Consider the following 20,602-nt stretch of genomic DNA (forward strand, 5'->3'; position numbering starts at 1 on the left):
ATGCTCATCGTTTCTGGATACTGGAAACCGCCGCTATGGTGGTCGCCAACCATATAATGCTGGCCTCTCTCCAGTAACCACTGCTTCCCATTTTTATAAAATTTCAATCCGCCACACGCGGAAACGGACCGCTGTGTCCGACAGGAATTCGACGATGAATATGATGCTCCGACACCGTCATTTGCATGCCCCAGATGCTCATGAAACAAAGCTCTATGACTTCCATCGCGGTGATCGTGTTGAATACAAACATGCCGTCTACAACTGGTTGAGCACCACGAATTCTGGGTACTGGTTTCAGCGCACTGATGACAATCTCCCACCCGAATTCTACACATTTGAAGAGGTTTCACGCGCTTTCCAGCAAAAGCGCGATCCCATGGGATATCTGCCTCACCGTCGTCGTCCCGAAAACGAGACAGTCTCCGGAGGAACGGAACTTCTCAGTAATCTCCTGCCTGACGAGCAGCAGGACGTCCTGTTCAAGCACGCCTGGTGTCTGCGTTTCCTGAAAACGGAAGACGATACAAAGGACCTTGAGATGGCCCTGCGAGTCACCCGTTCTGAGGCCAAACTGACGAAATACCTGAACGACACTCAAGAGGCCCTGCAGAAAGCATCCGACGAAGCTCATAAAGCGGCCGGACGTACCCATCGCACGGCCCCAAAGCTTCATGCACCGCCCGCACCTCGTACTTTGCGCCGATGGGTGGAGACTTTGGAAAAATCGAACTTCGACCCGGTAGCCCTCTGCAACGATAACAGTGCCAGACGCCGCCGTGACCATTTCACGCCGGAGGAGCTGAAGTACATCAATGAATACGTGTGGATGTACGCGTCGCCAGATCGCCTTCCTATCAAAGAGCTGCACCGGTTGCTTTCGCGTGCAATCGAGGCAGATAATGCGAAACGCGAGCAGAAAAATGCGGAGATGGGCGCGCAAGTTTTGGCAAAACTTCGGGTGCCGGACATTGATACGTTCAGCGCACGTATCCGTAAACTCCCCTCGTCTCATGTTGACCTGGGTCAACACGGCGCAGATTACGCCACCGCAAAGTACCGTTCGATTATGTCAGGTATCGACGTGCTCAGGCCGCTCGAACAAATCCAGCTTGATGAATGTTGGATCGACCTTCAAACGCTTCTTATCCAGGCCGAAGAGTGGGAGAACCTCAGTCCAAAAGAGAGGAAGCTCGTAGCCCGTGTCAGGCTGTACGTTACTGCGGCAAAGGACGTGGCTACGAAATCCATCGTTGGCATGCGCATCCACCATACATCGCCCAACACTGCCAGTGCAGTCTCTACTTTGGAGATGGTGACGCGCGACAAAACTGAACTCGCGAAAAGCATTGGATGCGAAACTCCTTGGGATCAGCATGGAGTGTTCGGCGAAGTCTCACTGGATTCCGCGAGTTGGAACGCCAGTAACGAAGTCCGGATCGCTGTAAATGACTTGGGCGGCATCCTCTTTCAGCCGAAATCAGGTGATGCTGCTGCGCGTGGAACTCTGGAGCGTTTTTTCCGCACCATGAACCGTCAGGCCTTGCTCTTTTTCACCGGCCGCACTTGGGGTTCCCCTGCAGAAAAGGGAGATTATGACGCTGAGGGGGAAGCAAGTGTTGTATTCCACCAGGCCGCAGAACTTCTGATGCGCTTTGTTGTGGATGTCTTCCATAATACTCCGCATGCCGGATTGAATGGCGAAACGCCACGACAGGCGTGGGAGCGACTGAACAAATTCTACAAACCTGCGCCTCCTCTTTCTTCCCGTCTGCGCCGTAACATTTTCGGGATCACGATTCGCCGAAAAATCTCCCGTTCAGGTATTCGTGTTCTCGGGATTCAATATTCCTCCAGCAAGCTCCAGAAGCTGTTCCGTGAGGACGATCTGGAGGTCGAGGTACGCATTGATCGCTTCGACCTCGGTGCGATTTCAGTGCGGCATCCGGAAGGCTGGCTTACAGTCCCGGCAGTCCATGACGATCTCATCGGAATGAGTATCTGGAAGTGGCTTGCCTTCAATGATCGCCTGCGGCTCACCAATCGCAAGAACGTCGAGGTCTCTCAGGCAATCGTGAACAGAACAAAGGAATGGCTGCGCGATCAGGCGCAAATGGCAAGAGCCGAAGCGGAGCTTGGCAGCGCAATTCTGACCGAACGAGACATTATGCGTTTTGAGAAGAAGGTCGCCTATTCCATCGACATTGTTGAGGAAACGCGTGCCAACGAGAATGCCATTCCTGAAGAGGTAGACGTCGCTACCACCATCAGGAACTGGGACATGTACGGCATCAGGCAGGACCCTAAAGTGGAACAGGCACCGGAGCCTGCACCTTTGCGTCCTTCGACTTCCTCCAGACTGAACACCCTCAATCCCGATTTCAACCGCTGAGAACGATCTTCGCAAAACCTCTTGTGAAGCGTGAAGGCCTGTCTCTTTGAAAGGAGAATTCCATGAATATTGCCCAAATTCCTAACGCCGAAATCGCTCGTATCCGCGCAATGATGCCACCAGACATGCTCGCGAAGGCAGACCGTATCGCGCAGATCAATGGTCGATACATTGGACTTTCACGGGATGCGACGCTCAAGAAAGCGTTCGACGCCATGATCGCGAGCATTGCAGTTATCGGCATTTCCGACATGGCTAAACCAGACAAGCGTCGTATTGTGGCGCTGTGTGGTGAATCCGGAGCAGGGAAAACGACTGCCCTTCTGACGCATACCTCTGAGTGTGCGATCATGCAGCCTTACGTGAACGAGGATGGCAATACGATCCGGCCTCTCCTTATGATGACCGCGCCCAGTCCATGCACTCCAAGGCTGCTGGCGTACGAAGGCCTTCATGCGATGGGTTACCCCGTTCGCCCAGGCCTGAAGGAAAACGAGATGTGGAAGCTGTTTCGTGATGTGTTGAAAGCGCATGGCGTCATGTGGCTTGTGATCGACGAAGCCCAACACGCGGTGGACGCGTCTAATGCGGTCGAAGTTACCAAAATTGGTAACGCTCTCAAAAACCTTGTGCAGATGCCGGACTGGCCAGTCCGTATTGTTCTGGCAGGTGTCGCACCGCTTGAAGCGTTTCTCTCAAGGAAACAGTTGGCAAATCGTTGCACGAAGATTCCGTTTGGTAAAATGAAGGGTTCTACCGGGGCAACGACGATGGCTGTTGTAACACGCCTGATCATCTTCGAGCATGCCGAGATGAAGACATCTTTGCATAAGGACGAGGAGTTCATTCAACGATTGATGCATGGATGCGATAAGGATTTTGGCACAATGGTTCAAATGATCCGAGGTGCCGTTGAGCTTGCGATATACGCAGACGAAAAGGTGATCACTATCAAACATTTTGCAGACTGCTTCGAAACCAACACCGGTCGTGATGACGTCGAGAATGTGTTTGTGGCCAAGGATTGGGAGGACATCAAGCCTTACAACGCATCGGAAAATCAGGTCACAGCGCGGTATCATCAGCAGCGCGGGTCGCGGAAGAGAGCGCGGTGAATACGATGGCCAAACTCTCTTTGACACTGCCTATTCAGCCCAGTGAGACACTGCCAAGCTACTGCTCGCGCATTGCTGCTGTGAACGGTATTGGGTCCGCATCAGAATTCTCGGCGCATTTCGGCTTCAGCTTCGACCGGCTGGCGAAAGGTTGGCACGCGGATATGGAAATCTTTGCTGAGCTTGTTGGGAAACGGCCCAATCAGTTGCATTTGAGTCAGCTCGCACAGTTCAGAAAGACCGTCGAAACGTATGGCGGAGTATTCACACGTGAGTTTATCGACACCGACCGGTGTCGCATCTGCCCGGCGTGCATCCTCAATGACATTGGCCCGAAATACGCATTCCATCGAGCTTACGGCCGAGCAGAGTGGATGCTGCGGTTTGTCCACACCTGCCCTGATCATGGAATTCCTTTGATCAGGCTCGCCAGTGATCGGAGGATTGCATCCGACTTCGCGACACAATTGCGTGCGATAATCCGTACCATTGAGTTTCATGCGAATGAACCCCTATCGAACTCCCCCACTGGTCTCCAGAACTACGTCATCAACCGTGTCCGTGGAGGTAAGCTGCAAAGTATCTGGTTGGACGGTTTCGCCATTCAGGCAGCGGCACATTTTACCGAACTCCTGGGAGCCGTGATCCGAGATGGTTCAGAACCTGATCTGGAGAGCTTCATATCGAATGACTGGATAGAGGTTGCCGATATTGGTTTCGAAATTGCAAAAAAGGGGAAAGCTGCCGTGAGAACCGCCCTGAAGGCGTTTCTTGCTTTCAAACCGACAGGGCATCGAATTAGAGCCTCCGTGTTTTTCGGTCGATTATCGGCGGAGCTTGTCGAACGATATGATCAGCCAGGATATTTTGATCTCGCAAAATTTCTCGAAGAAGTCGCACTATCAAGATATCCAAAATTGGTGACTGACCTCCCTATCTAAAACTCCACACTGCACTATGAGTAAACCGGGTTTCGACCCGGTTTTTTTGTATCTAGATTCCAGTGAAAATTGGGCCACGCTACGTTCGGTTTTGGGCCTCGGGCCTTCCGTTTTCGCTTCAAATCAAGGCGTTTTATAAGCGAGTTGGGCCATACGACGTTCCGTTTTTACACTTCACCATTTCATTCCGCATTTACGCAGTGCAGTCATGAATATCGTTGACGAGGTTAAGCGGATCGGTACGCTTTCGACATTGGTTCAGTGATAGAAGGTTCTGTTGTCGTTCGCACGAATGACTACGCATCCTCACGTTCTCTTGCTGCACCGATGTGTCTGGCTCAGGCACTGACGGTTGCGGTGGCCACTCGTGTACAGAAGTACGGACTCCCACCGTAACTGGCATTTAGCTATAGGCCTGTGACACCATCCCAGATGAGTTTGACGGCAACCAGAGCTACAGAAATATAGGTCATGGGATAAAAGACAGACGCACTCATGCGTCGGACAACCCACGCCCCCAGCCAGGTCGACACGATGGCCAGCGGCGTCATGAGTGCCGCGCGACCGAGGTTCTGGCTGGTAAAGCCACCCAGCGCCGCATAAGGAATGAGTTTCAAAGCATTGGTGATCGCAAAAAACATCACGGTCACTCCCGTGAAGATTTTTGGATCCAGCCGACGCGGTAAAAGATAGACCTGCAATGGCGGTCCACCAGCATGCGCAACGAAGCTGGTGTAACCGGCCATCATGCCCCAGAAACCTGCCGAATGACGGTTTTCGGTATAGTCTGCCTTGATTGTTTTCCCAAAGACAACCCGTAGAACGAACAACACTGAAACTGCACCGACAATCAGTCGGATCATCGCGTCAGATGTGAGATGCGCGGTCATCCAGCCCAGTGCAATACCGCATACCGACGCTGGCAAAATCCGAGCCATGATCTTCCAGTCAACCCATTTGCGCCATGCAACAACGCCGACCACGTCCATGACGACCAGAATGGGCAGGAGTATGGCTGCTGCTGTCACCGGAGACATTACAAGCGCCATCAGGGGGACGCCCAGAAGGCTCATCCCGCCGAGCCCGCCTTTGGAGAGCCCGACGAGAAAGACGGCTAATATTGTCACTGACAGTTCCAGTGTCGAATTGAAGAGACCGTAGCTCATTTCTGCCCCTGGAGCCAAATACCAGTTTGATGGCGAGAAGGTTATGCCTTCTTCACCCGTGCCTTCTGGCGATACACGTCTGCGACAACTGCCGCCACGATAATCAGCCCCTTTATGCTTTCCTGGTAGTAAGCATCAACACGCAGAAACGTAAAGCCGGACATTGCGCCCATGACGGTCTAGGTGAGCGTTGAAATCGATGAAAGACATTCGCGTAACGACTCGTTTTCACCAATCGAAAACAGATAAGGCGGACGTGACAAGCAGACTTCAAAGATCCGCCTCAGCAGCACACTGAAGAGCATCGAATATAACATTGCAAGCAACTTTGCCTGATCACTGATGATGAGGGAGGTAACGGCCCTTCGAGCCTCGAAACATAGGATCAACACAATTTCCGCAGAGAGCCTTCACACGCACCCACACAAATATTTGTCGCGCACATAATTTAAATTTGACGCGCGTAAATATTTGTGGTCTTGATGCCGCTGCGGTCGAAACCGGGGAGGGTCTGCCACTTCGGCCGCTAATCAAAAACAGGCCCGCGCCGAAAACGTTTCGGGAGGAAAGAATGATCCGCAATCGTATTTTGAAGTCTGTTTTCGCACTTGGCATGCTGTCTGTTGCAGCCGTCTCCGCACATGCGGAAGGTATCGGTGCTTCGCTTCTCACACAGCAGCACCCCTTCTACATCGATCTCGCAAACGCGATGAAGGATGAAGCCAAGGCAAAGAATATTCCGCTGGAAGTGTCCATTGCCAACCAGGACCTCAGCAAGCAGCTTGCAGACGTTGAAGACTTCATCGTCAAGGGCGTAGACGTCATCGTTATTTCGCCGGTTGATAGCCAGGGCGTACTCGCCGCTATCAACAAGGCTGAAAAGGCTGGCATCAAGGTCATCACCGTTGACGTTCCTGCCAAAGACGCAAAAGTTACCTCGCACATCGGTACCGACAACTACACCGGTGGTGTGAAGGCTGGCGAACTGATGGCGAAGGAACTTGGCAATAAGGGCAACGTCGCAATCATCGACTACCCGACCGTTCAGTCGGTTGTGAACCGCGTTGAAGGTTTCAAAAAGGCGATTGCTGAGCATCCTGATATGAAGATCGTCTCGATCCAGACCGGCATCACGCGCGCTGAAGCCCTGGCTGCTGCACAGAACATGCTGCAGGCAAACCCTGATATCAACGGCATCTTCGGTTTCGGTGATGACGCGGCTCTTGCTGCTGCCGTTGCTGTAAAGGCTGCCAACCTCGAAAGCCAGGTCAAGGTCATCGGCTTTGACGGTATGGAAGAGGCCCGCAAGGCAGTTGACTCCAACCCGGTGATGGTTGGCGTTATCCAGCAGTTCCCTGACCAGATGGGTAAGGCCGCTGTTGACACAGCCGCCAAGGTTATTGCTGGCGAGGAAGTTCCTGCGGACCAGCCAATCGTACCTGGTGTTTACACCAAGAAGTAAGCCTCCCAAGGCTGGCTGGCCCTTGTCTTCAGGGCAATTGGCCACGCCATTCGACGGTCCCGCGCTTCCCCCCAATCTCCCTTGCGCGGGACCGTTGAATAAAATTACAAAAAGAAGACGCAACAGGTTTGAGGAGACGCCGCATGGCAGACGCCGGCACGGACACTGTTCTCCAGATCAGCAATGTCACCAAAACATTCGGCACCGTTACGGCGCTGAAGGATATGCGGCTCAACGTCAGGCGTGGCCGTGTGCATACACTGCTGGGCGAAAACGGTGCAGGAAAATCAACGCTGATGAAGATTTTGGCCGGTGTTTACCAGCCAAGCTCCGGCGACATTCGTCTGGACAACCAGCCTTACCAGCCAGCCAACCCGCAGGATGCGGCAGGTTTGGGCCTGACCATCGTGTTTCAGGAACTGAGCCTGTGCAACAACCTGACCGTGGCTGAAAATATTCTGGCAACGCGCGAACCGTCCTTTGCCGGCTTCATCAACGACCGCGCACTTGAGACCAAAGCGCGCGCCATCGTGAAGGAACTTGGCTTGCCGATCGACGTATCGGACAAGGTCGGCGACCTTTCGATTGCCCAGCGGCAGTTGGTGGAAATTGCCAAAGGTCTTAGCATCGATGCCCGTGTGGTGGTGCTGGACGAACCCACATCCTCCTTGAGCGACAGCGAAGCCGAAATTCTATTTGGCATCGTCGAGCGACTTAAGGCGCAGGGCGTCGCCGTCATCTATATTTCGCACCGCATGGAAGAAATCATGCGGCTGAGCGACGATATCACCGTTGTCCGTGACGGCTGTTACATCACAACGCGTCAGCGTGAAGAGGCCACCATTGAAGAGCTCATCGCACTTATGGTCGGCCGCACGATGGACGAGATTTATCCGCAGCGCGAAACCCCTGCTCCGGAAGCATCGGTTGCGCCGATGTTGTCGGTAGAGGGCCTGGGACGCGAGGACGAATTCGAAAACATCAGCTTCGACGTGCGTCCCGGTGAAATTCTCGGTTTCTTTGGCCTGGTTGGTTCTGGACGCTCAGAGGTCATGAACGCGCTTTTCGGCATGAAACTCTCGACGGGCACGGTTCGTCTGAACGGTGAAACCGTCAAGATCAACTCGGCAGTCTCGGCCATTGAACACGGCATCGGTTTCGTGACTGAAAACCGCAAGGAAGAAGGCCTGGTTCTCAGCCAGAGTGTAGAATCCAATATCAGCATGGCCGCGCTGCAAAGCTTTGCGGGCAAGTTCGGATTTCTGCGGCGGAAGGAAGAGCGCCGATCCGCCAATGCGGAAGTGGCGCGCCTTTCCATCAAGACCGCATCGCTGGAAACAACGGCGGGCTCTCTTTCCGGTGGCAACCAGCAGAAGATCGTTCTCGCAAAGTGGTTGCTTACCAAGCCTAAGGTTCTGATACTTGACGAACCAACCCGTGGCGTCGATGTCGGCGCCAAATTCGAAATCTACAAGATCATTCGCCAGCTTGCGGCCGAGGGCACAGCTATCCTGCTGATCTCATCGGAATTGCCGGAAGTGCTGGGCATGAGCGATCGCGTCGTCGTGATGAACGAAGGCCGCATGATCGCAACTGCCTGCGGCGCAGATCTTAATCCTGAAACCATCATGACCTTCGCGACGGGGCACCAATCATGACCCAGACCAATTCTGTATCAGCCGCTTTTATGAAGATCATGAAGCAGTATGGCGGCATTCTTCTCGCGCTCATCATTTTGTGCGTTGTCTTTTCCTCTTATAATCAGCGGTTCATGTCGGTTGCCAACTTCATGAACATCCTGCAGCAGGTGGCAGTTATCGCCATCGCGGCCTTCGGCATGACCTGGGTTATTCTGCTCGGTGAAATTGACCTGTCTGTCGGCTCAATCATTGCCGTGGCCGGCATGGTCGGCGCGCAGTGTTTTGCCTTCGGCTTCGGTTTTTTCCCGGCCGTTCTGCTAACGCTGTGTGCAGGCGCCATGATGGGCATGATCAATGGTACGCTGACGGCCAAGCTGCTGCTGCCATCCTTCATTGTCACCGTTGCGACAATGGGCATCTATCGCGGTCTTGTCAGCCTGCCGACCAATGGCGCGCCGGCAATGATCATGGATGAAAGCTGGTCGGCGATTGGCGCCGACAGTTTCCTCGGTCTGCCGATCATTATCTGGATCGTAGTGGCACTCTTCCTGTTCAACCACATCCTGCTCAGCAAGACGACCTTCGGTCGCCGCGCTTATCTGATCGGCGGCAACAAGGAAGCAGCTCTTTATTCCGGCATCAAAGTTGATCGCATGAAGATCACCATCTTCATGATCTCCGGCATCATGGCCGCAATCTCAGGCATTCTTCTGTCGTCCCGCCTGTCATCCGCCCAGACCAACTCCGGTACAGGCGCTGAACTCGATGCGATCGCTGCAGCGGTTCTTGGCGGCACAAGCCTTGCTGGCGGCGTCGGAACCATGGTCGGCACACTGATTGGCGCGTTGATCATCGGTGTGATGAACAACGGCATGAACATGCTGTCCGTGCCCTATTTCTACCAGCTCATCGCCAAGGGTCTGGTCATCCTCATTGCTGTCTGGCTCGACGTTCGCGCCAAGCAGGCAAAACGCTAATCCCGCATAAAAGACGATAACATGAGCAAGATACTGACCATCGGTGAAATCCTTGTCGAAATCATCGCAACAGATCGCGGAGACGGCTTTCGTGCGCCTGTTCCGCTGATCGGCCCCTTCCCTTCTGGTGCTCCTGCCATCTTCATTGATCAGGTGGGCAAGCTTGGGCAGCAATGCGCCATTATTTCGCGCGTCGGGGAAGACGATTTTGGTTATGTAAACCTCAACCGCCTCGAGGCAGACGGCGTTGATATCTCGGGTATCGAAGTCGATCCGCAGGGCACGACAGGCAGCGCCTTTGTTCGCTACCGCGAAGATGGAAGCCGGGCATTCGTGTTCAACATTCGCCACAGCGCATGTGGCCAGATCAGCCTCAACGACAAAACGCGGGCTCTGCTGGACGACTGCACCCATCTGCACGTCATGGGCACAGCCCTGTACGCTCCAAGCGTGGTTGAAACCATTCTGGAAGCGATCGAGAGCATCAAAGCAAAGGGCGGAACTGTATCGTTCGATCCAAACCTCCGCCCTGAAATTCTGGGCAGCCCAGGCATGCGTGAAGCACTGACAAAGGTCCTGTCGAAGACTGACCTTTTCCTGCCGAGCGGCGAAGAGTTGTTCCTGTTCGCCAATGCCAAAACCGAACAGGAAGCAGTATCGGAACTTCTGACTGGCGGCATCAAGGCCATTGTCCTGAAACGCGGTGAAAAAGGCGCGACTTATTTCGACGCACATCAGACCATTTCGCAGCCCGGATTTGAAGTCACGGAAGTTGATCCAACCGGTGCTGGCGACAGCTTTGGTGCGACGTTCGTCACCTTCTGGCTGGCTGGGAAAGAACCATCGGCAGCGCTCACGCTGGCCAATGCCTCCGGTGCCCGTGCGGTTACCAAAGCAGGACCGATGGAAGGCGCCTCCACGCAGGCTGAGCTAGAAGACTTCATAGCGAATACGGCAAGGAAACAAGCATAATGAGCCAGAACCCGCTTCTCGATATCGCCAAGTGGAAAGATCGTACCGGTCCTCGCGGCATTCCATCCATCTGCTCGGCCCACCCGCTGGTTATCGAAGCTTCAATGCTGCGTGCACTGAAAGATGGCAATTACCTCTTGGTTGAAGCAACCTGCAATCAGGTCAACCAGGATGGCGGTTATACCGGCATGACACCGGCGGATTTTCGCACCTTTGTCGAAAAGATTGCTGCAAACGCCGGATTTCCATTGGAAAAACTGATCCTGGGTGGCGATCACCTTGGCCCTAATCCATGGAAAAACCTGGTTGCATCCGAAGCCATGGAAAAGGCACGGGTGATGATTGCAGCCTTTGCCAAGGCGGGCTTCACCAAACTTCATCTGGACACCAGCATGGGATGCGCCGGTGAACCTGTTGCCCTTCCAGATGCAATTACTGCCGAACGCGCAGCAAACCTTGCGGCCGTTGCTGAAGCTGCCATCAGTGGTGAAAACGGCATCAAACCGGTCTACATCATCGGCACAGAGGTGCCAATTCCGGGCGGAGCCATGGAAGAATTGGAGACGCTTGAGGTCACCTCACCGCAGGCAGCACTCGAAACTGTCAACATTCATCGTCAGGCATTTATCGATGCTGGCGTGGAAGAGGCATTTTCACGCGCTATTGGCGCGGTCGTGCAGCCGGGTGTCGAGTTCGGCAACCACAATGTCATTCCGTATGTTTCGGAGGCCGCCCGCGACCTGAGTGCGACACTTGCAGACATGCCAGGTTTTGTCTTCGAAGCGCATTCCACCGACTACCAGACACAGGAGGCACTGTCCTCGCTAGTCAATGACGGGTTTGCCATTTTGAAGGTGGGTCCCGGCCTTACCTTCGCCCTTCGCGAAGCATTCTACGGACTGGATCGCATCGCCGCATTCCTGTTTCCTGATCAGCGTAAGGAAAGCCTCATCGAGGTTATCGAGCGTGTGCTGACAGCAGATCCGAAAAACTGGGAAAAATACTACCACGGCACATCAGACGAACAGCGTCTGCAGCGCCACTTCAGCTATAGCGACCGCATTCGTTATTACTGGCCAAATCCCGAAATTACCTCGGCAATCAATGCGTTGTTTGCTTTGCTTGATGGCGTGGAAATTCCGGAAACGCTTATCAGCCAGTACCTTCAGGGAAGTTATGAACGGGTTCGCGACGGCAAGGTGCGCCCTTACGCACATGACCTTTCCATTGCTGCAGTTGATGCCGTTCTGGATATTTATTTCAAGGCATGCCGCTCTTAAGGAGCGGCACAAAGCTTATCGTGTAAAATCATTCCGGCAGATTGATCGTCCCCTTGCGGGGAGGTAGATGTAAAAATTCAATCGATTTATGCCGGATTGACGAATGGGGAATTCATACCGTGGATAAAGCGCCGATCAAAACGATGGAGGATTTTTCCGAATTCGTCGGCCTGTCTCGGCCGACGGTTTCCAAATACTTCAACGACCCCTCGTCTGTTCGCAGCAAGACCCGCGATCTGATCGAGGCTGCCATCAAGGAATCCGGTTTTCGGCCGAATATGTTTGCGGTGAATCTCAATAGACGCCGCAGCAACATATTGGGGATCATCATTCCCAATTCAACCGACCCCTTCTACATGGCCCTCACGCGCCGTGTGGAGCTGCTGGCCAATGAAGCCGGTTTTCTGGCCTTCATCCTGTCATCGGATGGCAATCCGGAGATTGAACAGCGGGCCATTGAAACACTGAAGTCCATGAATGTCGCCGGTGCCATCATTGCACCGCTTGGCGTTAAGTCACATCACCAGACGCTTGCGCAGCTTGGCGCCAGCATTCCACTGATTTACGTCGATTCACCACTGGACGAGACCTCGTCGTTCGTCGGAACCAATAACCGCCAAAGTTTCCAGTTGATTGTCGATTATCTGTGCCGCTCGGGTGAGCCGCCCTGCTATCTCGGCATGCCAGGCGTCAACAACAATGCCACCAGCCGTCGGCTGGCCTATATCGATGCCATGGAACAGTTACGGATAGAGCCCAAACTCGTTATAACATCAGAAGGCCGGGACTGGGACTTCGAAAAATTCGGTTATGACGAAACCATGCGCACCCTCAAGGAGCATGGGCGCTTCCCGACAAAGACGGTTTTGTGCGCCAACGACCGCGTGGCATTTGGTGCCATTGCTGCGGCATGGCAATCCGGCCTGAAGGTTGGGCGTGGTGTGGATTGCGATATTCGTATCGCTGGCCATGACGATCACCCACTGTCACGTTATGCCTGTCCGCCCATCACCACGGTTGCCCAGAACTATAATGAGATTGGCCGACTGGCGACCGAACTGTTGCTGTCAAAACTTGGCGAAGCAACCGACGCAAAAAACGAGATTCCGTCTGACGAACGTATTTTGCTCAACGCTGAAATCATGCTGCGCGACTCTGCTTGAATGTGATAAGCGGAACCTCCCACCACTAATGAATGGAAACATGCCATGAAGAATGAAATGCGGTCCCTTCCCTCCTCCCTGAGCGAGGCTCACGCCGCTTTTCTGTTCGACATGGATGGAACCCTGTTGAACTCGATTGCCGTCGTCGAACGCGTGTGGCGTGAATGGGCCGTTGATAACGGCATTGAACCGACTGCATTTCTGCAGCGTATTCATGGCCTCCGCGCCATCGAGGTGGTTCGCCGCGAAGCTGTGCCTGGTCTCGACGTTGTAGAGCAGGCCGCCATTCTGCTGCAACGCGAAATGGATGATGTTGAAGGCATCATCAAAATTCCGGGCATCGCAGGCTTCCTGTCGAAAATTCCTGAGGGCCGTTGGGCTATTGTCACATCAGCCCCTCGTCCGCTTGCCGTCCTTCGCCTCGCCGCAGCCGGCATAGTTCCACCTGAGATCATGATCTGCGGTGAAGATGTCGAAAACGGCAAGCCAGACCCTGAAGGTTACCTGAAAGCCGCCAAGCTGCTTGGCGTGGATCCGACACAATGTGTGGTATTTGAGGATGCACCGGCTGGTATCAGTGCAGGCGAACGCATGGGCGCAAACGTTGTGGTGATCAGCGCAACGCACTCACATCCAATTGAGACGGATCATCTTGCCATCGACAGTTATGACGAGTTGGACATTACAGTGACCGAGACTGGTGCTCTGCGTCTCGATCGCGCCAACGTTACGGCCCGCTGAGCTTTCCAACAAGCGCTGTCGTGACGAGGTATCCTGACAGGGATGCAATTCCTGTCAGGAATGTACCCCAGATGATGTCAACCACAGTCATCGACACCGACCAGCCCTTTAGGGTAGAAAGATTGGTCATGTCGTATGTGCCATAGGCGAGCATTCCCAGCAGTGCGCCATTGATAAGCGCGGTTGTCCAATTGCCGGAAGTAAGTGCAGGCCAAACGCCGAAATAGACAATACCGGCCACGTAGAAAAGATAGAATATACCGGCAGCCGTAAAGTTCGGCTGCTCCAGCAACAGTGAACCGATGCGGCTGCGGTAAAAGGTGCGGGTCATGGTCGAAAGCCAGATGAAATCCAGGCCGAAGAATACCACAGCCGTTGCAAAATAGGCCGTCAGGTATTTCACCATATCATCTCTCCTTTTTTTCGCAGGTTAAATGCCAAGAAGCGGCTGCACCAGACGGACAACCCAGCTTCTGAATTTCAAAGGTGCATCCGTCACCGCAAGGCAGATACAATCAGCTTGCGCCGAAGCGATGGGCTGATGCACCAGTTCTGAGTCCGCATCTTCTATGTCGCCACGGCCATAACTGTCTGTTTCATCGGTAAAGCTGCCACTCAGAACGAGAGTAAGTTCCCGCCCTCCATGACCATGCTCCGGCACCGGCTTTCCGGCAGGTATACGCAGCAGACGCACACTGGTTTCATTATCGCCAGTTTTAATCGGCAAATGGTAGGCGCCACGCCCCAATGACTTCCACTTCACATCCGAGAGATCACCGCCAACATAGGAGCGTAGAGGTTCAGGAAGAACAGTGGCATCACGCGTAATAGCTGTGCGTTTTACGGGTAATGCTGGCTCATCACCCTCACAGGTGATCCGTGACTTGATGCTATCCCAGGCAGAGTCGACATCATTATCAGCCGGCAGTCTGTCGATCATGTGTCCGCCAAGTTGCTCGAAACCTCTCAGCCTCGAGCGGCAGGCGGGGCACAAGGCGAGATGGGAGGCAACTGCGATGCTCCATCCTTCGCCAAGCGTTCCGGCCGCATAAGACGACAGGAGATCGTCGCTAAGATGATGTCTGATCTCAATCATGCGTCGTCTCCTTGTCCAAGGACGAGGCGCAACTTGGCAAAGGCAAGCCGCATACGCGACTTCACCGTTCCAAGCGGTATATTGAGCTTCTGGGCAATCACGCTATGCGTTGCATCTTCAAAGAACGACATTTCAAGCAATTTCGCCTGTTCTCGCGGCAATCCGGCAAGTGCTGCCTTCAAATGTTCAGCGGTCTGTTGTGCGACCAGCACATTGTCGGCGGATGGCTCTGCATCGGGCACGAACACCGGGTCATCAGCATCAAACTCCGGCCGTTTCTCTTTACGGACCGCATCGATACGCAAATTACGGGCAATCGTGAAAATCCATGTTGAAAGCGACCCCTTGGAGCGGTCATACCTGTCCGCCTTGTTCCACACAGCGATCATTGTCTCCTGCATCAGCTCTTCTGCCAGTTGGCTATCTGCAGCGAGTTTTGACATGTATGAACGAACGCGTGGCGCAAAATGCCGGAAAATTATCTCATAGGCATGAATGTCCTTTTGCGCGCTAATCGCGAACATCAGTTTTTCAAATTCATGCTGCCCGCTATCTGCGGCGCCATCATCCATTGCACTATTTCCTCGGCTCTTTCGACGTAATGGAGCAGACCGCCGGAATGTAATTCCAGCTTCCTTTTGCCACGTCGCTGCGCCTATGGAAATATGTGTGTTCATACCGCTTTTACGTCACGACTTGAACAATAGATCACCTGACTCAGTTTTTTTTGATCTGTAGCGATCCAACCTGCATTTCCTTGCGTAAAACATGCATTACAAAAATGAGGTAAGCAGTGGCGACCGAAAAACGATCCACGAACGAGACGAAACGCGTTGCTGTGATTGGCTCCGGCATATCCGGTCTTTCTGCGGCATGGTTGATCTCAAAAAGCGCCTCGGTAACGCTTTACGAAAGCGACGATAGGCTCGGCGGCCACTCGAACACCGTGACTGTTTCCGGCAGCAGTGGCAATATTGAAGTCGACACCGGCTTTATCGTTTACAATGAACGCAACTATCCGAACCTTGTTGAACTGTTTAAGACTGTCGGCGTTGAAACTCAGCCATCCAACATGTCTTTCGCCGTATCGTTAAACGGTGGCAAACTGGAGTATTCCGGTTCTGGTCTCAATGGACTGATGGGCCAACGCGGAAATATTGTGAAGCCCCGATTCTGGGCCATGTTACGAGACCTCATGCGTTTTTATCGCGAAGCGCCTTTGGCCTTGTCGTCACATGAGATGGACGATTTGACGATCGGCGATTATCTCGACATGAATGGTTATGGTCAGGGCTTTATCGACAACCATTTGTTGCCAATGGGTGCGGCAATTTGGTCGGCCAGCGCACAGGAAATGCGCGCTTACCCATTCAAGGCTTTCATTCGATTTTTCGTAAGCCATGGCCTGCTAACCCTGAAAGATCGACCGCTTTGGCGCACGGTAACAGGTGGCAGCCGACAATATGTAAAGCTCCTGATCGAGACGTTACCCGACATACGCATGTCGACCCGGATCGTCTCGATTGAGCGAAACAAAGACGGGGTCCACATCACCGACGAGCGCGGTAACCGAGAGACTTTCTCGGATGTCGTGTTGGCAACCCATGCCGATCAAGCGCTGGCTCTGCTGTCCGATGCATCGGACGAAGAACAAAATCTGCTCGCATCGTTCCGTTACACCGACAACGAAGCTGTTCTCCACACAGATCCGTCACTGATGCCGAAACGCGAACGCACATGGGCAAGCTGGAATTATATTGGTGAAACTAAACAGGATGGCGCCCAGTCACTCTGCGTGACCTACTGGATGAACCGTCTGCAGAATATTCCAATGTCCGACCCGTTGTTCGTCACCCTTAATCCGGTTCGCGAAATTGCGCCGGAAAACATACTGCGGCTCATTCCTTATATGCATCCGCTTTTCGACGGCCCTGCACTGGAGGCTCAACGCAATCTCTGGCGCATTCAGGGTAAAAACCGCATATGGTTCTGCGGGGCCTATTGTGGTTATGGTTTTCATGAAGACGGGTTGCAATCCGGTCTGGCGGTTGCAGAGGCAATAACCGGGCAAAAACGCCCATGGACCGTGGCGGATGAATCCGGTCGCATTCATTTACCTCCCAAATTGGAGGCAGCAGAGTAATGTCGCATTCGGCGCTTTTTGCAGGAAAGGTCATGCACATGCGGTACCGCCCCAAGCGGCATCGCCTGCAATACAGCGTCTTCTCGCTTTTACTGGATTTGGATGAACTTCCAGCACTAGACAAAAAACTGCGGCTGTTTGGTTACAATCGCCGTGCGTTGATCAGCTTCCATGACAAGGACCATGGCGATGGTCAGCCAGACGGCTTGCGGAATTGGGTAGAAATCCGGCTGGATGAAGCCGGTCTTTTGGAGCCTGGCATGCAAATCCGTGTGCTGTGCTATCCACGTATCCTGGGTTATGTGTTCAACCCACTCACTCTCTATTTCTGCCATGGAAAAAATGGCTTGCGCGCCGTTCTATACGAGGTGTGCAACACATTCGGTGAACGTCATACCTACACAATCGCGGTTGGGGCCTCGCAGCAGGAGAGCATTCGCCAATCCTGTGCCAAGGATTTTTACGTCTCACCCTTTGTGCCGATGAACTGCCACTATAATTTTCACATCGAACCACCCGGTGAAAACGTTTTGGTGCGGATCGATGAAGAAGACCCGGATGGCATGCTGCTGGTCGCATCCTTTGCCGCCAACCGGCAAGAGTTGAACAACCGTACACTTCTATCCGCCTTTGTGCGCCATCCGTTGATGACACTGAAAATCACCGCCGGAATCTACTGGGAAGCCCTGCTCCTCTGGCGCAAAGGCGCTCCGATCTATCGCCATAGTGCCGCAACCAACCGGGTTGCAAGCACTGTCGTCAGACCTTCATCCGCAGGAAATCAGGCTCATGACTCACGCTGAAGAAAAGTCTTTTGAAAGCCGCCTGAACAACTTGCCCTTTTGGGCAAGATTGGTGAAGGGCTGGGCCAACCGTATCGTGATCGGCAGTCTGACGATCAGGTTCCCCAACGGCAGCATGCATCATGTAGCCGGAGAGCAACCGGGGCCAGCGGCCACAATCTCGATATTATCAGGCCGCTTCGTTTGGCAGATCATGACGGAAGGCAATCTGGGACTGGCGCGCGGTTATATGGATGGCACCTGGGACAGCCCGGATATTGGCGCTGTTCTCGATCTGGGTTTGGCCAACGAGAAAGTCCTGTCTGGACTGATTGCTATTCCTTTCATGCGCAAAGTCATGGCCAATTACCGGCACCGCAAAAATGCCAATACCAAGGGTGGAAGCCGTCGTAACATTGCCTTCCATTACGACCTCGGCAACAAATTTTACGATCAGTGGCTGGATGGTACCATGACCTATTCCTCAGCCATCTTTCAGCGCCCTGATCAGCCACTCGATGAGGCGCAGACTGCCAAATATGCACGCATTGTCGAAAAGCTGGATATTCAGAAAGACGACACCGTACTGGAGATCGGCTGTGGATGGGGCGGCTTTGCAGAATATGCTGCACTCACCACCGGTTGCCGCATCCTGTGCCTTACGCTTTCCAATGAGCAGGCACTGTATGCGCAGGAACGCATGCGCCGTGCAGGACTGCTGGACCGTGTGGAGATCCGCATTCAGGACTACCGGGACTGCGAGGGTTCCTTTGACAAGATCGTTTCGATCGAAATGTTCGAGGCAGTTGGCGAGGAAAACTGGCCGATCTATTTCGACAAGGTCAAACATCTGCTCAAGACAGGTGGTGAAGCCATGCTTCAGGTTATCACCATTTCCCGCAATCGTTTTGAAACCTACCGCAACACCGCAGACTTCATCCAGACCTACATCTTCCCAGGCGGCATGTTGCCGTCAAACGAAGCATTGGTCAGCGTGGCCAATCACCACGGCCTGAAGCTAAGTGACCAATATTTGTTCGGCTTGGATTATGAGAAAACGCTCCTGTGGTGGGACCGCGCATTTTCCGCGCAGTGGCACAATATCGAACCCCTTGGCTTTGATAGCCGCTTCAAGCGCATGTGGCGTTATTACCTGCATTATTGCGCCGCAGGTTTCCGTTCCGGCCGCATTGATGTCGGCCAGTTTCACTTTCGATTAGAATAACAAGCATAGCAGTATGCTTCCTCTCCACCATTATGAAACAGGAGCCGGAAGATGGTTTCACGAGCAGTCGTTTGGCTTCGCAACGACTTGAGAATTGGCGACAACCCTGCACTTGATGCAGCGCTTGCGAGAGGCGGTTCGGTTACAGCCGTTTATATACATGAAACGGACCAAAACCTGCGCAAACCAGGCGCCGCGGTACAATGGTGGCTGGAACAAAGTCTTGCCAACTTTTGCAAACGACTTGAGAAACTAGGCGTAACCCTCATTGTTGAAACAGGAAAATCCGCGGACATCCTGCCAAAGCTGGCAAAAGAGATAAAGCCGGAGGTGGTTTTCTGGAACCGTCGGTACGCACCAGCTGAGCGGGAATGCGATGCGCAGATAAAGACTGAGCTTCGCCAGTCGGGTTTCACGGTAACCTCATTTCATGGCAATCTTCTCCTTGAACCCTGGCAACTCGAAACAGGCAGTGGCGGCCCCTATCAGGTCTTCACACCGTTTGCCCGTTCACTGCGTCAGAAGGGTGTGCCCACGCCCCTGCGTTTGCGCGACACCAAAGCGCAGTCATCATTTACCAAGCCTAAAAGCTATGAGCGTCCATCCCCACCGCATTGGGCTGAAAAGATGGAAGGCTCGTGGCAGATTGGCGAAGAGGCCGGTTACGAGCAGTTCCACGACTTTCTTGATGAGATCGTGAAGTCATATGCCGAAAGCCGCGACGTTCCCGGCAAGCTGGGAACGTCCAAGCTCTCACCCTATTTGCGATTTGGCGAAGTCAGCGTCCGACAGCTTTGGCACAGTGCTCTTCATTACAGCGAGCAACACCCTTCCGTCTCGTCGGGCGTCGAAAAATTTCTCTCCGAGCTGATCTGGAGAGACTTCCATTACCACCAGCTCTACCACCGCAAGGATATTGCGCGTTACGATATGCGCGACGCCATTGCCCATATCGAATGGCAGGAAAACAAAAAAGCGCTCAGCGCCTGGACAAAAGGACAGACGGGCTTCCCAATCGTCGACGCGGGCATGCGGCAATTATGGGCAACCGGATGGATGCACAATCGCGTCCGTATGCTGGTTGCCTCCCTGCTCACCAAAAACCTGCTCATCGATTGGCGACATGGTGAAGAGTGGTTCTGGGATACGCTGGTGGATGGCGACATTGCCAGTAATCCCGGCAGCTGGCAGTGGGTTGCCGGTTGTGGCATGGATGCTGCCCCTTACTTTCGCGTATTCAATCCCGTTGTCCAGGGCGAACGGTTCGATGCTGCGGGCGATTACGTCCGTGAATGGGTTCCTGAACTGGCCGACATGCCTAACAAATGGATACACAAACCGTTTGAAGCACCAGACACCGTACTGGAAAAAGCCGGTGTAGTACTGGATAAAACCTATCCAAAACCTATTGTTGATTTGAAAAGCTCATCGCGTCGTGCACGCAACAGTAAAAAGGGCCAAGAAGACAATCTCTTCGCCTAACACTCAAGGCTTTGCGTCATCCAAT

Annotated in this window: 18 protein-coding genes and 1 pseudogene; 14 read left to right on the forward strand and 5 right to left on the reverse strand. The window is 53.5% G+C overall.

All coding sequences use genetic code 11. The annotated features are described in order from the left end of the window. Positions 1–154: 154 nt before the first annotated feature. From PYL13_RS21370 to PYL13_RS21380, 3 genes are all read left to right on the forward strand, one after another. Positions 155–2,392 (forward strand): Mu transposase C-terminal domain-containing protein, encoded by a 2,238-nt coding sequence (locus PYL13_RS21370; protein WP_275642269.1) that lies wholly within the window; start codon positions 155–157, stop codon positions 2,390–2,392. 62 nt (positions 2,393–2,454) lie between these two features. Further along, positions 2,455–3,507: an ATP-binding protein gene (locus PYL13_RS21375; protein WP_275642270.1), complete on the forward strand. Its 1,053-nt coding sequence runs from the start codon at positions 2,455–2,457 to the stop codon at positions 3,505–3,507. Positions 3,508–3,512: 5 nt separating this feature from the next. Further along, positions 3,513–4,448 carry a TniQ family protein gene (locus PYL13_RS21380; RefSeq protein ID WP_275642271.1) on the forward strand — a complete coding sequence of 312 codons (936 nt, stop codon included), beginning with the start codon at positions 3,513–3,515 and terminating at the stop codon, positions 4,446–4,448. A 407-nt stretch (positions 4,449–4,855) separates the two neighbouring features. Here PYL13_RS21380 and PYL13_RS21385 read toward each other — a convergent pair whose 3' ends face one another. Both PYL13_RS21385 and PYL13_RS21390 read right to left on the reverse strand, forming a co-directional pair. Further along, a complete protein-coding gene (locus PYL13_RS21385) occupies positions 4,856–5,614 on the reverse strand; it encodes a sulfite exporter TauE/SafE family protein (RefSeq protein WP_275642272.1) in 759 nt (252 codons plus the stop codon). Positions 5,615–5,655: 41 nt separating this feature from the next. Further along, positions 5,656–5,790, reverse strand: a pseudogene (locus tag PYL13_RS21390) (ABC transporter permease); the annotation flags it as partial. A 395-nt stretch (positions 5,791–6,185) separates the two neighbouring features. Here PYL13_RS21390 and PYL13_RS21395 point away from each other — a divergent pair. The 7 genes from PYL13_RS21395 to PYL13_RS21425 all read left to right on the forward strand — a co-directional run bounded on the left by PYL13_RS21395 (position 6,186) and on the right by PYL13_RS21425 (position 13,849). After that, positions 6,186–7,076, forward strand: coding sequence for a substrate-binding domain-containing protein (locus tag PYL13_RS21395; RefSeq protein ID WP_250985297.1), 891 nt, complete (start codon positions 6,186–6,188; stop codon positions 7,074–7,076). A 143-nt stretch (positions 7,077–7,219) separates the two neighbouring features. Then, entirely contained in the window at positions 7,220–8,734 is a 1,515-nt protein-coding gene (locus PYL13_RS21400) for a sugar ABC transporter ATP-binding protein (RefSeq protein ID WP_275642273.1), read from the forward strand. Further along, a complete protein-coding gene (locus tag PYL13_RS21405) occupies positions 8,731–9,693 on the forward strand; it encodes an ABC transporter permease (RefSeq protein ID WP_275642274.1) in 963 nt (320 codons plus the stop codon). Before PYL13_RS21400 ends, PYL13_RS21405 begins: the two co-directional genes overlap by 4 nt. Positions 9,694–9,714: 21 nt before the next feature. After that, entirely contained in the window at positions 9,715–10,665 is a 951-nt protein-coding gene (locus PYL13_RS21410) for a tagatose kinase (RefSeq protein ID WP_275642275.1), read from the forward strand. Further along, positions 10,665–11,945: a D-tagatose-bisphosphate aldolase, class II, non-catalytic subunit gene (locus PYL13_RS21415; protein WP_275642276.1), complete on the forward strand. Its 1,281-nt coding sequence runs from the start codon at positions 10,665–10,667 to the stop codon at positions 11,943–11,945. Before PYL13_RS21410 ends, PYL13_RS21415 begins: the two co-directional genes overlap by 1 nt. A gap of 143 nt (positions 11,946–12,088) precedes the next feature. After that, entirely contained in the window at positions 12,089–13,108 is a 1,020-nt protein-coding gene (locus PYL13_RS21420) for a LacI family DNA-binding transcriptional regulator (RefSeq protein ID WP_192489432.1), read from the forward strand. A gap of 45 nt (positions 13,109–13,153) precedes the next feature. After that, positions 13,154–13,849, forward strand: a complete 696-nt coding sequence (locus PYL13_RS21425; protein WP_275642277.1) for an HAD family hydrolase — start codon at positions 13,154–13,156, stop codon at positions 13,847–13,849. Here PYL13_RS21425 and PYL13_RS21430 read toward each other — a convergent pair. Genes PYL13_RS21430 through PYL13_RS21440 form a run of 3 tightly spaced genes read right to left on the reverse strand, consistent with a single transcriptional unit; the run spans position 13,836 to position 15,517 of the window. After that, positions 13,836–14,252, reverse strand: a complete 417-nt coding sequence (locus PYL13_RS21430; protein ID WP_441296688.1) for a DUF2177 family protein — start codon at positions 14,250–14,252, stop codon at positions 13,836–13,838. The two genes, PYL13_RS21425 and PYL13_RS21430, sit on opposite strands and share 14 nt — an antisense overlap. Positions 14,253–14,279: 27 nt before the next feature. Then, entirely contained in the window at positions 14,280–14,942 is a 663-nt protein-coding gene (locus tag PYL13_RS21435; RefSeq protein WP_275642559.1) for a ChrR family anti-sigma-E factor, read from the reverse strand. Beyond that, positions 14,942–15,517 (reverse strand): sigma-70 family RNA polymerase sigma factor, encoded by a 576-nt coding sequence (locus PYL13_RS21440; RefSeq protein ID WP_275642279.1) that lies wholly within the window; start codon positions 15,515–15,517, stop codon positions 14,942–14,944. Before PYL13_RS21440 ends, PYL13_RS21435 begins: the two co-directional genes overlap by 1 nt. A gap of 221 nt (positions 15,518–15,738) precedes the next feature. On the opposite strand from PYL13_RS21440, the gene PYL13_RS21445 reads away from it, so the two are divergent. Genes PYL13_RS21445 through PYL13_RS21460 form a run of 4 tightly spaced genes read left to right on the forward strand, consistent with a single transcriptional unit; the run spans position 15,739 to position 20,577 of the window. Next, positions 15,739–17,088, forward strand: a complete 1,350-nt coding sequence (locus tag PYL13_RS21445) for an NAD(P)/FAD-dependent oxidoreductase (RefSeq protein ID WP_275642280.1) — start codon at positions 15,739–15,741, stop codon at positions 17,086–17,088. After that, positions 17,088–17,891 carry a DUF1365 domain-containing protein gene (locus PYL13_RS21450; RefSeq protein WP_275642281.1) on the forward strand — a complete coding sequence of 268 codons (804 nt, stop codon included), beginning with the start codon at positions 17,088–17,090 and terminating at the stop codon, positions 17,889–17,891. The genes PYL13_RS21445 and PYL13_RS21450 overlap by 1 nt, the downstream gene beginning before the upstream one ends. Further along, entirely contained in the window at positions 17,878–19,095 is a 1,218-nt protein-coding gene (locus tag PYL13_RS21455; protein ID WP_275642282.1) for an SAM-dependent methyltransferase, read from the forward strand. Before PYL13_RS21450 ends, PYL13_RS21455 begins: the two co-directional genes overlap by 14 nt. A gap of 51 nt (positions 19,096–19,146) precedes the next feature. Next, entirely contained in the window at positions 19,147–20,577 is a 1,431-nt protein-coding gene (locus PYL13_RS21460) for a cryptochrome/photolyase family protein (RefSeq protein ID WP_275642283.1), read from the forward strand. Positions 20,578–20,602: the final 25 nt, after the last annotated feature.

The sequence above is a fragment of the Agrobacterium sp. Azo12 genome, assembly GCF_029193765.2.
In the GTDB taxonomy this organism is placed as follows: Bacteria; Pseudomonadota; Alphaproteobacteria; order Rhizobiales; family Rhizobiaceae; genus Agrobacterium.

What these genes read in the sequence shown, in the direction of transcription:
- PYL13_RS21370 (WP_275642269.1), top strand. Translation starts at nt 155, where the DNA reads ATGAATATGATGCTCCGACACCGTCATTTGCATGCCCCAGATGCTCAT.
- PYL13_RS21375 (WP_275642270.1), top strand. Translation starts at nt 2,455, where the DNA reads ATGAATATTGCCCAAATTCCTAACGCCGAAATCGCTCGTATCCGCGCA.
- PYL13_RS21380 (WP_275642271.1), top strand. Translation starts at nt 3,513, where the DNA reads ATGGCCAAACTCTCTTTGACACTGCCTATTCAGCCCAGTGAGACACTG.
- PYL13_RS21385 (WP_275642272.1), bottom strand. Translation starts at nt 5,614, where the DNA reads ATGAGCTACGGTCTCTTCAATTCGACACTGGAACTGTCAGTGACAATA.
- PYL13_RS21395 (WP_250985297.1), top strand. Translation starts at nt 6,186, where the DNA reads ATGATCCGCAATCGTATTTTGAAGTCTGTTTTCGCACTTGGCATGCTG.
- PYL13_RS21400 (WP_275642273.1), top strand. Translation starts at nt 7,220, where the DNA reads ATGGCAGACGCCGGCACGGACACTGTTCTCCAGATCAGCAATGTCACC.
- PYL13_RS21405 (WP_275642274.1), top strand. Translation starts at nt 8,731, where the DNA reads ATGACCCAGACCAATTCTGTATCAGCCGCTTTTATGAAGATCATGAAG.
- PYL13_RS21410 (WP_275642275.1), top strand. Translation starts at nt 9,715, where the DNA reads ATGAGCAAGATACTGACCATCGGTGAAATCCTTGTCGAAATCATCGCA.
- PYL13_RS21415 (WP_275642276.1), top strand. Translation starts at nt 10,665, where the DNA reads ATGAGCCAGAACCCGCTTCTCGATATCGCCAAGTGGAAAGATCGTACC.
- PYL13_RS21420 (WP_192489432.1), top strand. Translation starts at nt 12,089, where the DNA reads ATGGAGGATTTTTCCGAATTCGTCGGCCTGTCTCGGCCGACGGTTTCC.
- PYL13_RS21425 (WP_275642277.1), top strand. Translation starts at nt 13,154, where the DNA reads ATGAAGAATGAAATGCGGTCCCTTCCCTCCTCCCTGAGCGAGGCTCAC.
- PYL13_RS21440 (WP_275642279.1), bottom strand. Translation starts at nt 15,517, where the DNA reads ATGGATGATGGCGCCGCAGATAGCGGGCAGCATGAATTTGAAAAACTG.
- PYL13_RS21450 (WP_275642281.1), top strand. Translation starts at nt 17,088, where the DNA reads ATGTCGCATTCGGCGCTTTTTGCAGGAAAGGTCATGCACATGCGGTAC.
- PYL13_RS21455 (WP_275642282.1), top strand. Translation starts at nt 17,878, where the DNA reads ATGACTCACGCTGAAGAAAAGTCTTTTGAAAGCCGCCTGAACAACTTG.
- PYL13_RS21460 (WP_275642283.1), top strand. Translation starts at nt 19,147, where the DNA reads ATGGTTTCACGAGCAGTCGTTTGGCTTCGCAACGACTTGAGAATTGGC.